Source organism: Pseudomonas sp. GW101-3H06, from assembly GCF_059424605.1.
On record NZ_JBWKZO010000001.1, the window covers coordinates 3,315,309 to 3,330,778 of the forward strand.

A 15,470-nucleotide genomic window follows, 5' to 3' on the forward strand; every position below is an offset into this window, starting at 1 on the left:
ACGGTGGCTCAGCTTGCATCCATGCTGGCTGTGCCACCGCCTCGCGGGCAGGCTTGCTTTCACCGATGATGGCCTGGACTCAGGCGGTGAAATCGCTGGCGTGCAACTCCTTGACGCCCAGCAGTTCGAACTCGAACTCGGGGGTGGCGTCGGCGTCGACACTGCCGTAGAGAATGCCATCGGCAAAGCGCACTTGGCCGGTGGCGTTGGCAGAGTCAAAAGCGTTGCTGCCGATGAAGGTGAAGGTATCGACAGTGCCGGTCAACGGGTTGGCGTCCAGGCCGGAGAAGTCCAGATGATCGCCTTCGAGGCTCTTGAAACCGTTGATCACATCACGCGAAGCACCGATGCCCATGTCCGACAGCGCACCGAATGCGTAGGTATCCGCGCCAGTACCACCGGTGAGATTGTCGGTGCCTGCACCGCCGATCAACCGATCATCGCCGGAACCGCCCACGAGTGTGTCATTGCCCGCACCACCGTTCAGGACGTTCGCGGCGCTGTTGCCCGACAGGCTGTCTGCGTAGGCACTTCCCGTCAGGTTTTCGAAGAATTTCAAGGTGTCGAGCCCCGACCCCCCGGTGTTTTGTTGCACTGAGGTCGAGAGGTTGGCGGTGACACCGGACAGAGCGCGTTCGAAAGACACGGTGTCATTACCCTCGCGCCCGTCCAGCACGTTGTTGCCGGCAGCGGCGAACAGCGTGTTGTCCAACGCGTTGCCCGTGCCATTGGCGGCGCCCGGGCTATCGATGTACAGATTCTCGACATGGGAGCCAAGCGTATAGGCCCCCAGGCTGCTGCGCACACTGTCGATCCCTCCGGGCAACAGGTTGCCTTGGGTCTCGATCACGCTGTCGTCGGCGTTGTCGACATAGTAAGTGTCGTTGCCATCGCCACCACTCATGCTGTCGGCCCCTGCGGCACCATTGAGCACGTTGGCGGCGGCATTGCCGGTGATGAAGTTGCGCAGCGCGTTACCGCTGCCGTCGATATCCGAGACACCGGTGAGCACGAGGTTCTCGAGATTGGCGCCCAGGGTCCAGCTGACGGATGCCTGCACCGTATCGATCTGCGAGGCCGAGGGGTTGGTTTCCACCACGCTGTCGGACGCGTTGTCGACCAGATAGATGTCGTTGCCATCGCCACCGGTCATGGAATCGGCACCCAAGTCGCCATCCAGTGTGTCATTGCCGGAACTGCCCACCAGGGTGTCGGCCTGGTCAGTGCCGGAGATCATCCCGCCCTGGTTCTGAGCGTTGTCGAAAATGTCCTGAACTCTATTGTTGTCGTCCGGGTTGCCTTGAAAGCCAAGGTCTGCGGCGATGTAGTCGGCCAGGCGCTGGCCGACGATTTCCGCCGATTCCTCGTGCAGGTGCCAGACGTCATCGGGATACACCAGCGGATCGACTTCATAGCGCAAAGGCAGGTCGGTGTAGTCCACCGCCAGCTTGACGTCGGCGCGTTCGGTGGCGATGGCTTCCTGGACGGCACGAACATAGCCTACGCCCTCGACGATGGACGCTATCTTTTCTTCGGAATAGCCCCGGGCAAGTGCCGCATCCTCCTGATAGTGGCCGGTTTCCATGATGTACACGTTGAAGTTGCCGAACTGGGTATGCAGGTAATCGAACACCTTCAGGGTGGCGTCTTTGTAGGCAGCGGCCGCCGCTGTTTTGTCCGTTGCACGCGCGATCTCCTGGGCTGCTTCCTCGCCCTGGCCCCAGATGATGCCCATGGTGACGTTATCGATCGATTGCAGTTCGGCGAGCTGGTCCCCCAGCAACGCGACGCCACGTAACAGTGCAGGCCCTGGTTGGTTGGTGTCAGTCAACCACCAGCACAACTTGAGCTCCTCGGCGCCCAGGGTCGACAGGCCGTTGACCGTGCTACCTCCCACCGCGATATCGATGCCGTTGCCATCGGCATCGGTGAACTGGCTGCGTACGTCATAGGGGGTATAGCGGTCCAGATCTTTGACCAGCATCGAGGTGCCGGACTGATCGTCGTCCTCTGTCATGCGCAGCAGGCGCGCATTGGATTGACCAAGCGTGGGCAGGTAGAGAATGTCCTGTTGGGCGCGTTCGCCAAACTCGAAGTCGCTGGCGGTGAGGCTGTTGAGGTAGTTGCCGTTGAGGGCGATTTCAAAGCGGTTGCCATTGGCATCCGCGTCGGCGGATTTGATGTAGGTCTTGTCGCCGGCCGCGTTGAGGGTCATGTACAGCGTATGATTACTGCCATCGCCGAGACCGAGAAAGCCCAGGCCTGACACATCGATCTTGTCGACGCCAGCGGTGAAGTCATAAATTGTGTCGGTGGCCGTGATGCCGCCGGCGTCGTAATCGCGGTAACTGTCGAGCGCGTTGGTGTAGCGGAAGGTGTCAGCCCCATCGCCGCCGTACAGCGAGTCGCGTCCGGCACCGCCGTCGATGATGTCAGCCCCGGTACCGGCCTTGATCGTGTCATTGCCACCGTTACCCAGGATCAGGTCGGCACCCGCCGTGCCGTTGAGCGTATCGGCATTATCGGTGCCGATGAGGGTACTGGCTGGCGCATCAGCCACCGTCAGGGCGAAGCTGTCGCTGACCGAGGCACCTGAAGGATCGGTGGCCTTGACCAGTACGCTGTAGTTTCCGGCCGCCGTGCTGATCGGCGTGCCGCTGAACGTCAGGCTGGTGGCATTGAAGCTCAGCCAGGTGGGCAGGGCGCTTCCGTCGGCGAGGGTCGCGGTATAGACCAACGCATCCTGGTCGGCGTCGGTGAAACTGTCATGGGTCACGGTGTAATTGAACGGTGTGCTTTCGGTGGCGTTCTGGTCGAGCAGGGGAATGGCCACCACTGGCGCCGCATTGCTTGGGGGGTTCTGGTCGGCGAAGACAAAATGACTCGCCGTCAGGCTGCTCACCAGATTGCCCGCCATCGACAACTCAAAGCGATTGCCGTTGGCGTCGACGGTGAGATCCTTGAGGTACGTACGGTTGGTCGAAGCACTGTAGGTCAGTTGCAGCGTACCGTTCAGACCATTGCCCAGCGCCGTGTAGCCGAGTGCCGAGACATCGATCTTGTCGGCAGTCACATCGAAATCGAGGATCTGGTCGCTGACGCTCGTGGAGCTGGTGCGGTAACTGTCGAGTTTGGAGGTATAGCGGAACACATCGGCACCCGCGCCGCCGGTGAGTTTGTCCACCCCGGTGCCACCGATCAGGATATCGTTGCCCGCGCCACCATTAAGCGTGTCGTTACCTGCGCCACCGAGCAGTTGCTCGTTGGCTGCGGTGCCAGTCAGGGTGTCGTTGTTCGGGGTGCCATTGATCACCGTGGGGCCCGCGGGTACGTCCTGCACGGCGAGGGTAAAGCTGTCGCTGACGGTGGCGTTGCTGCCATCGCTTGCGGTGACCTGGATGGAGTACGTGCCCGATGCGGTGTCGCTGGGGGTACCACTGAACGTACGCGTGGCGGCATCGAATGTCAGCCAGCCGGGCAGGGCACTGCCGTCGGCCAGTTTGGCGGTGTAGCTGAGGCTGTCGTTATCCGGATCGGTGAAGCTGGTGGCCGGGACCACGTAACTGAACGGTGTGCTTTCGGTCGCGTTCTGGTCCAGCAGCGGCGTGGCCAGCACCGGCGCCTGGTTGGTGGGTGACGACGTGGCGAAGACGAAGTTGGCGCTGGTCAGTTTGTCGAGGTAGTTGCCGGCCAGCGTCACCTCAAAGCGATTGCCATTGGCGTCGGGCGTCAGGGACTTGATGTAAGTCTTGGTGCCGGCGCTGTTGAGCACTAGGTACACGGTGTTGTTCTTGCCATCCCCCAGGCCGGTAAATCCGATGGCCGACAGGTCGATCTTGTCGGTGCTGACATCAAAGTCGGTGATCAGGTCGCTCAGGTTGGCACCGCCGGTGTTGTAGTTGCGGTAACTGTCCAGGCGATTGGAGAACACAAAAGTGTCCGCCCCGGTGCCACCGGTGAGGCTGTCCATTCCGGCGCCGCCGTCGAGCTTGTCGTCGCCCGCGCCGCCATTGAGATTGTCGTTTCCTGCGAGGCCGAGCAGGGTGTCGGCCGAATCGCTGCCCAGCAACGCGTCGCTGGCGCTGGTGCCGGTGACCACCCGATTGAAAATGAAGTTGCTGGCGGTCAGGGTGCTGGCGAGGTTGCCCGAGAGAATCAACTCGAAGCGATTGCCGCTGGCGTCGGCATCGTAGTCCTTGATGTAGGTGCGGTCGTTGCTGGCGCTGTAGCTGACCTGCAGGGTGCCACCACGGCCATTGCCCAGGCCGGTGAAGCCCAGGCCGGCCAGGTCGATCTTGTCCTGGGTGACGTCGAAGTCGGTCACGGTGTCATCGAAGCTTGCGGTTGCATTGCGGTAGCTGTCGGACTGAGCGGCGAAACGGAACGTATCGGCGCCGGTACCACCGGTGAGTTTGTCGATGCCCGCGCCGCCCACCAGAATGTCGCCACCAGCCCCGCCATTGATCGTATCGTTGCCGGCCCCGCCGTAGAAAAGCTCGCTTTCGGCGCTGCCCAACAGGGTGTCGTTGCCAGCCGTACCTTGCACAGTGGTCATCGGCACCGTGTCGCTGACGTAGCTGCCGTCGCCATAGATCAACGTGGCACCCTTGCTGGTGTGACTGATGGTATTGCCGATGACGGCATTGCGATCCGTGCCGTCTTCATTGCGCTCTGCAACACCGTAGGTCGAGAGGTTGCTGCCGCTGATGATGTTGCCCTGGATGGTGTTGTCGCTGCCGTTGAAGTACTTGCCCGACACGCCCAGGGTGTCGTCGTAGGACTGGATGATGATTTCCGGTACGGGGCTGCCCAGGGAATTGTTGTTGAGCGTGTTGTCGATGATCTCAACGTGGTTGCTGCCGTAGATGCGAACCCCGGCGCTGGCATTGTCGTGAATATCGACGCCGCTGACAGTCACCTCGCTGGACATCTTGATCAGCACCCCTTCGGCGCCGTTGCCGTACACCTGGCCACCGGTAATGGTGATGTTGCTGGGGGAGGGGATGTCCTCGCTGCCGCGCTGCACCACGATGCCATTGCCGCCGTTGTTGTAGGCAATGTTATTGGTCAGGGTGAAGTCGTGGGTGCTGGTAACGACGTTGAAACCGTGCCGGTCGTTGTCGTAGGCGATGTTGTTTTCAAAGGTACTGTCGCTCAGGAAATCAGCGACGAAGCCGTCCAGGCCATTGCCGTGGGACACGCTGTTCTTGATGACCATGTTGACGGTCTGTTCGTGGGGGTCGAAACCGTACCCGGAACAATCCTTGATTTCGACACTGTCGAGAGTGACGTTGGAGTCGTAGCCTTCTTCGCCGGGAATGAAGCCGTTGAACCAACCGTCAATCTTGCCCGTTGTGTTGTCCCGATTGCCATCAATGGTGAGGTTGCTGACGCCAAAGTCGTGGGTTTCCTCGCCATAAGCGGAGCGAATAACCCCTGTGATCTTGGTATCTGAACCGTCAGCCACTTTGACGTTGGTGACGCCCATGCCGTCGCCATACAGGTAGACGTTGCTCTTGAGCATCAGGCATCCGTCAGAGGGTTCCTCGCCTCCGGAAACGATATAGGTCCCGGTTGGCATGTACACCTGGCCACCGCCAGCGGCAGCCGCGGCATCTATCGCACTCTGTATTGCGGCCGTGTCGTCAGTAATCCCATCGCCTTTAGCGCCAAAACTTTGTACGTTGAAAATCATTAACTTATCTCCGTATCAGTCTAAACCGCAGCGGACGCCAATATTCCATCGACGAACAGCTTGTTTGGACTCGGAGGCGCGCGAAAGTTGTGACCGAATATCGGAAGTTCGTCAAAAAACAGATATTACTGATCAGTGGTTTGAACGGTCTTTTATGGAAACAACTTTATTTTGACTCTTGCCGTATACAGTGCATCCCGGCGTTTTCGTCCCTGGACAGGAGACAGGCCAGCGGCAAGCGCGAGGTTATGTCTCCCATTGTTCCAGCAGTATCGAGACGAATTTTTCCGCTGCCGGGGAGAGGGAGGCGCCTCTTCGATAAACCAGTCCCAACGACCGGTTCACAACGGGCTCAATCAAAGGGACGCTCACCAATGTCGGGTGATCCACTGCTGGCATTGCCAGGCTCGGCATTGCCGAGACGCCTAATCCGGCTTCTACCAGGCCTAGCGATGTCGACAGGTGCTGCACTTCATAGAACCACTGCGGACGCCAACTCAAACCCGACAAAGCGTGGTCAAGCAACATGCGGTTGCCGCTCAGACGACCGACACCGATCAGGCGGTAATTGCTGAGTTCAGACCAGGTAACGGAGCTTCGTTTGGCCAACTCATGATCGCGTCGACACGCCAGGACAAAAGGCTCGTTGACCAAGGGTACGAACTCTATGTCCGGGTGCTGGCCGCTCATCATGTTGATGCCAAAGTCAGCTTCGCCACGCAGGACAGCCTCCAGCCCTTCGTTCGCACTCAGGTCAAGCAAGCGAATACGAATTTGTGGATAGCGCTCGTTGTAGAGGCGGATGACCGAAGGAAGGAAGTAGAAGGCAGCGGTGGGGATGCAGGCGAGGGTTACCCGGCCGCTCTGGCGCTCCGCCAGCTCTCGGATGTTGAGTATCGAGTCATCGAAATCATCCAGTAAGCGTCGTGCCTTGGGCAGAAAATCTCGCCCAACGCTGGTGAGGCTGACTCTTCTGGTGGTGCGATCAAGCAGCGCTGTGCCCAACCCTTCTTCCAGTTTTTTCATTCTTCGGCTCAACGCCGGTTGAGACAGATGCAATGCATCGGCAGCTTCGTGAAAACTGCCAAGTTCTGCGATCTTTACGAAAGATCGGATGTCATTGAGCTCGTAATTCACTTTTTTATCTCAGCAGAGGAGGGTGGTTTCGCCTGGGAATCCTAGAATCATCATTCGTAAAACGCAATAATCAGGCTGATATTTGCATTGGAAACAATTTTTAAAGCCTGCGACTCTTGCTCTCAACACATCAATTACCCCGATTGATCAACAAGAGTCAGTATTCATGCAACGAATTCCCTGTGTGCTCATGCGCGGTGGTACTTCCAAGGGCCCGGTATTTCTCGCCTGGGATCTACCTGTTGCGATCGAAGAACGGGATGAGCTGCTGCTCAACCTGATGGGTTCCGGCCATGAGCTGGAAATTGACGGCATCGGTGGTGGAAGCCCGCAAACCAGCAAGGTAGCGATTGTTAGCCCGTCGCTACATCCTGACGCGGATGTCGACTATCTGTTCGTTCAAGTCATGGTCTCCCAGCGTCGAGTCGACACGGCGCCCAATTGCGGCAACATGCTTTGCGCTGTTGGCCCGTTCGCCATCGAGCAGGGGCTGGTTAAAGCCTCCAAAGACCTGACCCGCGTGCGTATTCGAAACCTCAACACGGGGACTTTCGTGAACGCTGAGGTGCAGACTCCCGGTGGCACGGTCAGCTATGAAGGCGACACCGCCATCGATGGTGTGCCGGGTACTGCCGCTCCTGTGCAATTGACCTTCCTGGATGCAGCGGGCAGCAAGACCGGCAAACTGTTCCCAACGGGCCAAACGCAGGATTTGATCGACGGTATCGCCGTGACCTGCATCGACATGGCAATGCCGATGATGATCATCGAAGCCGGCCAGTTGGGTAAGCGCGGTGATGAAAGCCCTGCTGAACTGGATGCCGACAAAGCGTTCCTGCGTCGCCTGGAGTCCTTGCGACTGCAAGCCGGCCTGGCAATGGGGCTGGGTGACGTTAGCGACAAAGTGATTCCCAAGCCAGTACTGGTGTCACCGGCCAAGGCTGGCGGCACAATCCAGGTGCGCTACTTCATGCCCCACAACTGCCACCGAGCCTTGGCGATCACCGGTTCCATCGGCCTGGCCACCGCGTGCGTCACGGAAGGCAGTGTGGTCGCGCAATTACTTGGTGGGGTTAGCGAGCCGCGTTTGAAGCAAGTACGCATTGAACATCCAAGTGGTGGAATAGATGTCGTATTGTCCTACACCGGCGATAAGGGTGAGACCATTCGCGCTTCGGTGGTGCGTACATCGCGCCGGCTGTTCTCCGGTTTTGTCTACGCCGCGGCTTCCCAACGACTTGCCGGATAACTTCCCCCCAGTCTTGCCGTTTTTGCATCAGCACAATTCTAAAAATGGGTGATGCCATGAAAGTTGTAAAATCGCTCTACTTCCAGATTCTCTTCGCCGTGCTGTTGGGTGTGTTGGTCGGACATTTTTGGTCGCAACAGGCCATTGCCTTGAAACCGCTGGGTGATGCGTTCATCAAGCTGATCAAGATGATGATCGCTCCGGTGGTGTTCTGCACCATCGTCACCGGTATCGCCGGCATGAGCGACAAACGCTCCCTCGGCCGCCTGTTAAGCAAGACCATGCTGCTGTTCCTGGCGCTGACCGTGATCAGTTTGATCATCGGCCTGGTGTCGGTCTACCTGTTCAAGCCCGGTGTGGGCATGAACATTGACCCTACCCAGTTGAGCACCCAGGGCCTGTCGCAGTACACCGATTCCGCCGCGAAGCTGGGAGTAGTCGATTTTTTCATGCACATCATCCCGGACACGTTCATCGGTGCTTTCAATAAAGGTGAAGTGCTGCCGGTGTTGTTCATCGCAGTGCTTTGCGGTTTTGCACTCTCGGCCATAGGCGAGCGTGGCAAGCCGGTACTGGATGTGCTGGAATCTGCCTCGCACATGGTGTTCAAGATCTTCTCCTACCTGATGCGCTTCGCTCCGATCGGTGCCTTTGGCGCTTTGGCGTTCACCGTAGGCCAGTACGGTATTACATCGCTGGGCTCGTTGGCCAAGTTGATCATGACGCTGTACATCGCCTGCGCGTTCTTCGTCTTTGTGGTGTTGGGGAGCATTTGCCGGGCCAATGGCTTCAGTCTGTGGAAGTTGCTGCGCTATTTCCGGGAAGAGTTCCTGGTGGTGTTGGGGACTTCTTCCACTGAGCCTGTGATGCCGCGGATGCTGGAAAAGCTGCAAGCCCTGGGTTGCAAAAAAGGCGTGGTGGGGTTGGTGTTGCCAACGGGCTACTCGTTCAACCTCGACGGTACGGCGATCTACCTCTCGCTGGCAGCAGTGTTCATTGCCCAAGCCTGCAACATCGAACTGAGCCTGACCCAGACTGTGACCATGCTGGCGATCATGCTCTTGTCCTCCAAGGGGGCTGCGGGTGTCACCGGCGCCGGTTTTGTCGCGCTGGCTTCGACACTCACCGTGATCCATGACATTCCCCTGGCCGGACTCGCCCTGCTGATCGGCATCGACCGCTTCATGTCGGAGGCCCGGGCATTGACCAGTCTGGCAAGCAACGCGGTGGCTACCGTGGTGATGTCCATCTCGGAGAACGCCTGCGATCGCGAGACCCTGCTGCGCACCCTGGACGGCACACCTTTGCCCGCGGTGCCCCCTACCCAAGTCCAGACGCCGGACTGGGACGGCCTGAAGGTCACGGAGCACGTCTAAACGGTCACGGCTGAATCGAGCCCCCTTCAATACTTCAATTAACACCCCCCGCCAGGTACCGTTGATCGTGCCATCTGGCGGGCACGGGGTCGTGCGTCTGTGCGTCGGCCACGCTACTCATAAGAACAAGAGAACTTACCTATGCTCGCATTGCTTGGCTTGGCCATGGTGGTGGTCTTCACCGTCCTGATAATGACCAAACGGTTGTCGCCGATTGTCGCCCTGACAGTGGTGCCGATTGTGTTTGCCGTCATTGGCGGTTTTGGGGGCACTACCGGCAAGATGATGCTCGACGGCTTGAAAATGGTCGCACCTTCGGCCGCGCTCCTGCTGTTCGCGATCTTGTTTTTCGGCTTGATGATCGACGCCGGCCTGTTTGACCCGCTGATCCGCAAGATCCTCAAGCGCGTCAACGGCGACCCGATGAAAATCGCGGTCGGCACAGCGTTGCTGTCGCTGTTGGTGGCCCTGGACGGTGATGGCACCACCACCTACATGATTACCTGTGCGGCCATGCTTCCCCTGTACAAACGTATCGGGATGAATCCAATGATCCTGGCGACCATTGCCATGCTTTCTCTGAGCATCATGAGTGGCATGACCCCTTGGGGAGGGCCCGCGACCCGAGCGATCGCGGCGCTGGGCCTGGATGCCGGTGAATACTTCGTTCCCTTGCTGCCGACCATGATTGGCGGCGCGATGTGGGTGGTGTTCACTGCCTTCCTGCTGGGCCGTGCCGAGCGCAAGCGTATCGGCAATATCCAGTTGGAAAGCGGCGGGGGAAATTGCTACATCAAGGCGATACTTGAAGACACGCCACACAAGCGACCGAAACTGGCTTACGTCAACCTGCTGTTGGTGATCGCGGTGATGGTAGCGCTGGTGATGGGGATCATGCATTCCGCGATCCTGTTCCTGATCGGATTCGTACTGGCGCTGATGATCAACTATCCGCAACTGGATATTCAGAAGGAACGCATCCTTGCTCATTCGGGCAACGCCATGACCGTCGTACTGTTGGTGTTTGCCGCAGGCATCTTCGCCGGGATTTTCTCCGGCACGAAAATGGTCGATGCGCTGGCGCAGACATTGGTGGAGTGGATTCCACCGTCCTGGGGGCATCTGTTCCCGCTGGTGGTGGCGATTACCAGCATGCCGCTGACGTTCGTGCTGTCCAATGATGCCTATTACTTCGGCGTGGTGCCGATCCTCGCCAACGCTGCCGCAGCCTACGGTATTGATCCCCTGGAAATTGCCAGGGCATCGGTACTGGGTCAGCCGGTGCACTTGATGAGCCCGCTGGTGGCTTCGACCCTGTTGCTGGTCGGAATGGTCGATCGCGACATCGGCGACTTTCAGAAAGCCACCGTCAAATGGGCGGTACTCACCTCTCTGGTGATTACCGCGCTCGCCCTGCTGACCGGGGCGATCAGCCTCTTCACCTGATTCACCCAAACCACCGGTTCACTGGTTTTCTCCTGACGCGCCTCGCCAGCGAGGCGCGCGCTGTTCTGCACGCCAAATAACAACAATGAGTAGTTCGCTATGACAACTTTGTTCACCCGTGGAGTTTCATTTCCTCTTCTTGCACTTGTGCCATTGGCGAGTGTTAGCGCTGAAGGTTTTATCGACGACAGCAAGCTCAAGCTTCAATTGCGCAACGTCTACTTCAACGAGAACTTCCGCGACGAGCATGGCTTGAGTGCCAGGTCAGCAAGGACAGCGAAGAGCGAACGCACCGAGTGGGCCCAGGGCTTTCTGCTGGATTACCAGTCAGGGTTTACTCCCGGCACCATCGGGGTGGGTGTGGATGCCCTGGGGCTGTTCGGGGTCAAGCTCGACTCCGGCCGTGGCCGCAGCGGCACGGGCTTGTTGCCCGTCCATGATGACGGTCGCGCGGCTGACGAATTCGCAAGCCTGGGTATGACGGCCAAGGCCCAACTGGCCAAGACCACGGTCAAATACGGCACCTTGTTACCCAAGACTCCGGTGCTGATCTACAACGATGCGCGACTATTGCCGCAAACGTTCCAGGGCACACAGATCAGTAGCGGCGACATCGACAATCTCACCCTCTCCGGGGGCTACCTGGATCGATTCAAACAGCGTGATTCCACCGACAGCATGCCGATTGTGCCCGACGGTTATGGCGGTGATAAATCAGGCGACTTCAGCTACGCAGGGGCCGAATACAAACTGGGGAAAACCATTCGCTTGAGTTACTTCTACGGCGAACTGGAAAATTTTTACCGTCAGAATTTTGCGGGTATCCAGCACGATCTTCCCTTGGGCGGCGGCGTGCTGACCAGTGATTTGCGCTACTTCAACAGTGTCGACACCGGCTCTGCCTACGGTGGCAAGATCGACAACAACATGCTGAGCGGGCAGCTGTCCTACGCTATCTCCGGCCATACCTTCGGTGGCGGATACCAGACCCTGAGTGGTGATGCTGGTTTGCCCTTTATCAGTGGCGCTACGGTTTACTCGTTCAGCAACGCCGGAATAGGCAAGTTCGTCGAGGAAGATGAAAAAACCTGGATGCTTAACTACGGCTATAACTTTGCTGCCGTCGGCGTGCCGGGCCTGACGTTCTCCACCCGTTATCTGAGCGGCGACGACGGTAAATCCAACACCACGGTAAAAGAGTGGGAGCGTGATGCCGAACTGGCTTACGTCGTGCAGCAAGGCACCTTCAAAGGCCTGGGTGTGCGGTTGCGTAACTACGTTTACCGCTCGGATTATTCCCGTGGCCGAGACAGCAACCGGATCTACTTTACCTACGACATCGTTCTTTGGTGATCCCCTGATCGCGGCCTCGCGTTTCCCGCAGGTCGCCTTTTTAGTGGCGGCTTCATAGGATTGGGTGAAGGATTTCAACGATGTCATTCAAAACCAAAATACTATTGCTGACCTTATTACCCGTGATGTTGTTTGCTCTGGTTTCAGGTTTGAGCACCCGCGGCACTTTGAAGGCCCAGGCCGAGCAAGAAGTCGCTTACACCCGCGAGCGACTGCTTGAGGAGAGTCGCATTCGGTTAAAGGATTACGCAAGTATTGCTCGCACTTCTATAGCCGAGCTTTATGATCGAGCGGCTCCCGGGGATCCCTCCAGCCGAGCCTTGGCGATCAGCCGCTTGTCGAAAGTGAAGTATGGTGATGACGGTTATTTCATCGGGTATGACAGCCAGGTCGTGCGCCTGTTTCGCGGTGACAGCAGCGAAGGAGTCGGCATCAACATGAGTGATCGCAAGGACGCCAACGGGATTTATTTGAACCGTGAAATGGTCGCGGCGGCAAAAAATGACACTCACTTCGTCAACTATTCAGGTGGCGTGGTCAACACCGATAAAGTGGTGCCAAAACTCGCATACAGCTTCTATTTGCCCAAGTGGGACATGGTGGTGGTCACCGCGATCAATCTGGACAGTATTGAAGTTCAGATCGCTAAGGTGCGGGCCGATGTTGATTTGCGGGTACGCAACTTGATGTACAGCATTGCCATCACCGCTACCGCACTGATTGGCATTTTCTGGGCACTGACTCTACTGCTGGTCAGGCGCAGTTTGCGTCCCTTGAGCCTTATCCGAACCCACCTTGACGAAATCGCTGCGGGTGAGGGTGATCTGACGCGGCGGCTGCCGCTTGTAAGTCGAGATGAGCTGGGACAACTTGCCGGTTCGTTCAATGCGTTTATCGAAAAGATTCACAGCCTCGTCAGCCAGATCGTTGCCATGAGCGAGCGGTTGAATGGATCTGTGAGCCATGTGGCCGAGCAGAGCAGACAAATCGACCGCGCTATGGATAAGCAGCGCCAGGAAACCGACCAGGTGGCCGCGGCGATAAACGAGATGTCATCGGCAGCGCAAGAAGTCTCGGTCAGTGCGCACAATGCTGCAGACGCAGCCGTCGAGACCGACAGACAGTCTCGACAAGCGAGGCAAGTCGTCAATGGCAGCATGACTCGAATTCAGGCTCTGACCGTGGAGCTTGATGAGAGCGGCATCTCCATGAACAGTCTTCAAAATGATGTAGCTTCTATCGTCACCGTGCTGGATGTCATTCGCTCGATTGCTGAACAGACCAATCTTCTGGCACTCAATGCGGCCATTGAAGCAGCCCGTGCCGGTGCTGCCGGGCGCGGGTTTGCGGTCGTGGCTGATGAAGTGCGAGCCCTGGCCAGTCGTACTCAGCGCAGTACCCAGGAAATCCAGGCAATGGTTGAGCATCTCAAGAGCACTACGGGTGGCGTAGTCAGTGCCATGCGCCAATCCACGCAAGCCGCTCAAGGTGCTAACGCCCAGGCCGATCAGGCGGCTGAGTTCCTGGGCAATACGGTCGAACTGATCGCGACTATCAATGCAATGAACGCACAGATCGCGAGCGCTGCCCAGGAGCAGACCTCAGTGGCTGAAGAGATTAACCGCGGAGTGCATCAGATCGCGCGCGCAATTGACAGCGTAGCCGGCCAGACTCAGCTCGGGGTCAAGACAGTCGATGAGATGTATATGATCGGCAACCACCTGCAAAGCTTGCTGGGGCAATTCAAAATTTGATGCCGTCCTGCACAGCACTTATCAGGTCGATTGTGGAGCAGGGCTCTGGAAAGGATAGGTAGGTTGTTGGCCTGCATTGAGATGAAGATGACTCAATGCAGGCCAGGGCGCGATATTTATTCAGCGCAAAGCCCTGAATTCCGCCGAAACCTCTCTTTGATCAAGCGTTGACTGGCACTGCTTTTTGCCTGCGATACAGGATCGTCGTCGCTGTGAACCCACACACCGCAGCAAACATCAGCCAGTAGGCGGGCGACGCCTTGTCCCCTGTTGCCTGCACCAGGATTGTTGAGATGGCGGGCGTAAAACCGCCAAACACAGCCGTTGCCAAACTGAATGCCAGTGAAAATCCTACGACTCGTACGTTCTGCGGCATTACCTCGGTCAATGCCGCAACCATCGCGCCGTTGTAAATGCCAAAGAAAAAAGAGAAGTACAGCAGCACGGCGAGCAGTCGTTCGAAGCTTGCCGCGGCGGCCAGCCAATGCATGGCGGGATAGGCGGTGAAGATGCACAGCAAGCTGACCGCCAGCAACAAGGGGCGGCGACCGATGCGATCAGAGATCGTACCGCCGATGGGTAGCCAGATGAAGTTGCTCAAGCCGACGAAGAGCGTGACCACCAGACTGTCGCTGGTGCTCAGGTTCAGTACAGACCGGCCGAAAGTCGGGGTGTAGACGGTAATGAGATAGAACGTGGTGGTGGTCATCGACGCTAACAGACCACCAGCCAGTACCGTGCGCCAGTTGTCCCGCATCGAGCGAAAGACTTCGCTGGCACTTGGGTGATGGCTGCGCGCTTTGAAAGCATCGGTTTCCTGTAGCGAGCGGCGAATGATGAAGATGAACGGGATAATCAGGCAACCAATGAAGAATGGGATACGCCATCCCCAGGCTGCAACGTCCGCAGCGTCCATGGACGCGTTAATCGCATAACCCAACGAAGCCGCAAGAATGATTGCCACTTGTTGGCTGGCCGACTGCCAACTGGTAAAGAAACCCCGGCGTCCGGGCGTGGCGATTTCAGCCAGGTACACGGAAACACCACCCATTTCCGCACCCGCGGAGAATCCCTGCAACAGTCGCCCGAGCAACACCAATATCGGCGCTGCGATGCCTATGCTGGCGTAGCCGGGCACCAAGGCGATTAATACCGTTCCGGCAGCCATGATCGACAGCGTCACGATCAGTCCCTTGCGCCGTCCCACCTTGTCGATGTACGCCCCCAGCACGATAGCGCCCAACGGACGCATCAGGAACCCCGAGCCGAATACGGCGAAGGTCATCATCAGCGAAGCGAACTCGCTGGTGGCAGGGAAGAAAGTCTGCGAGATGTAGGTCGCGTAGAACCCGAACAGAAAAAAGTCGAACTGTTCGAGAAAATTGCCGCTGGTGACCCGCAGGATGGCGCCCAGTTTCGACCCCTTGGATCGGGTGTCTTGAGTTGTTGTTTTCATCATG

8 protein-coding genes are annotated in these 15,470 nt (G+C 58.0%); 5 read left to right on the top strand and 3 right to left on the bottom strand.

Annotated features, from left to right (window positions below):
• Positions 1-79 precede the first annotated feature (79 nt).
• Entirely contained in the window at positions 80-5,695 is a 5,616-nt protein-coding gene (locus AC07ZE_RS15105) for a putative Ig domain-containing protein (protein WP_207265517.1), read from the bottom strand.
• A gap of 246 nt (positions 5,696-5,941) precedes the next feature.
• On the bottom strand, positions 5,942-6,832 hold the full coding sequence (locus AC07ZE_RS15110; RefSeq protein WP_207265518.1) for a LysR family transcriptional regulator: 891 nt from the start codon (positions 6,830-6,832) through the stop codon (positions 5,942-5,944).
• A 166-nt stretch (positions 6,833-6,998) separates the two neighbouring features.
• Here AC07ZE_RS15110 and AC07ZE_RS15115 point away from each other — a divergent pair, with 166 nt between their 5' ends.
• The 5 genes from AC07ZE_RS15115 (at position 6,999) to AC07ZE_RS15135 (ending at position 14,010) form a co-directional block, all read left to right on the top strand.
• Positions 6,999-8,081: a 4-oxalomesaconate tautomerase gene (locus AC07ZE_RS15115; protein ID WP_207265519.1), complete on the top strand. Its 1,083-nt coding sequence runs from the start codon at positions 6,999-7,001 to the stop codon at positions 8,079-8,081.
• Between the two features lie 44 nt (positions 8,082-8,125).
• Entirely contained in the window at positions 8,126-9,457 is a 1,332-nt protein-coding gene (locus AC07ZE_RS15120; protein ID WP_207265520.1) for a dicarboxylate/amino acid:cation symporter, read from the top strand.
• 141 nt (positions 9,458-9,598) lie between these two features.
• Positions 9,599-10,903 carry a CitMHS family transporter gene (locus AC07ZE_RS15125; RefSeq protein WP_207265521.1) on the top strand — a complete coding sequence of 435 codons (1,305 nt, stop codon included), beginning with the start codon at positions 9,599-9,601 and terminating at the stop codon, positions 10,901-10,903.
• A 99-nt stretch (positions 10,904-11,002) separates the two neighbouring features.
• The gene (locus tag AC07ZE_RS15130) at positions 11,003-12,256 is read left to right on the top strand and encodes an OprD family porin (RefSeq protein ID WP_207265522.1); all 1,254 of its coding nucleotides are present in this window, start codon (positions 11,003-11,005) and stop codon (positions 12,254-12,256) included.
• 80 nt (positions 12,257-12,336) lie between these two features.
• Positions 12,337-14,010, top strand: coding sequence for a methyl-accepting chemotaxis protein (locus AC07ZE_RS15135; RefSeq protein ID WP_207265523.1), 1,674 nt, complete (start codon positions 12,337-12,339; stop codon positions 14,008-14,010).
• Between the two features lie 160 nt (positions 14,011-14,170).
• Here the strand turns inward: AC07ZE_RS15135 and AC07ZE_RS15140 are convergent, their stop codons facing one another.
• Positions 14,171-15,469: an MFS transporter gene (locus AC07ZE_RS15140; protein ID WP_020797486.1), complete on the bottom strand. Its 1,299-nt coding sequence runs from the start codon at positions 15,467-15,469 to the stop codon at positions 14,171-14,173.
• Between the last annotated feature and the right edge of the window lies 1 nt (position 15,470).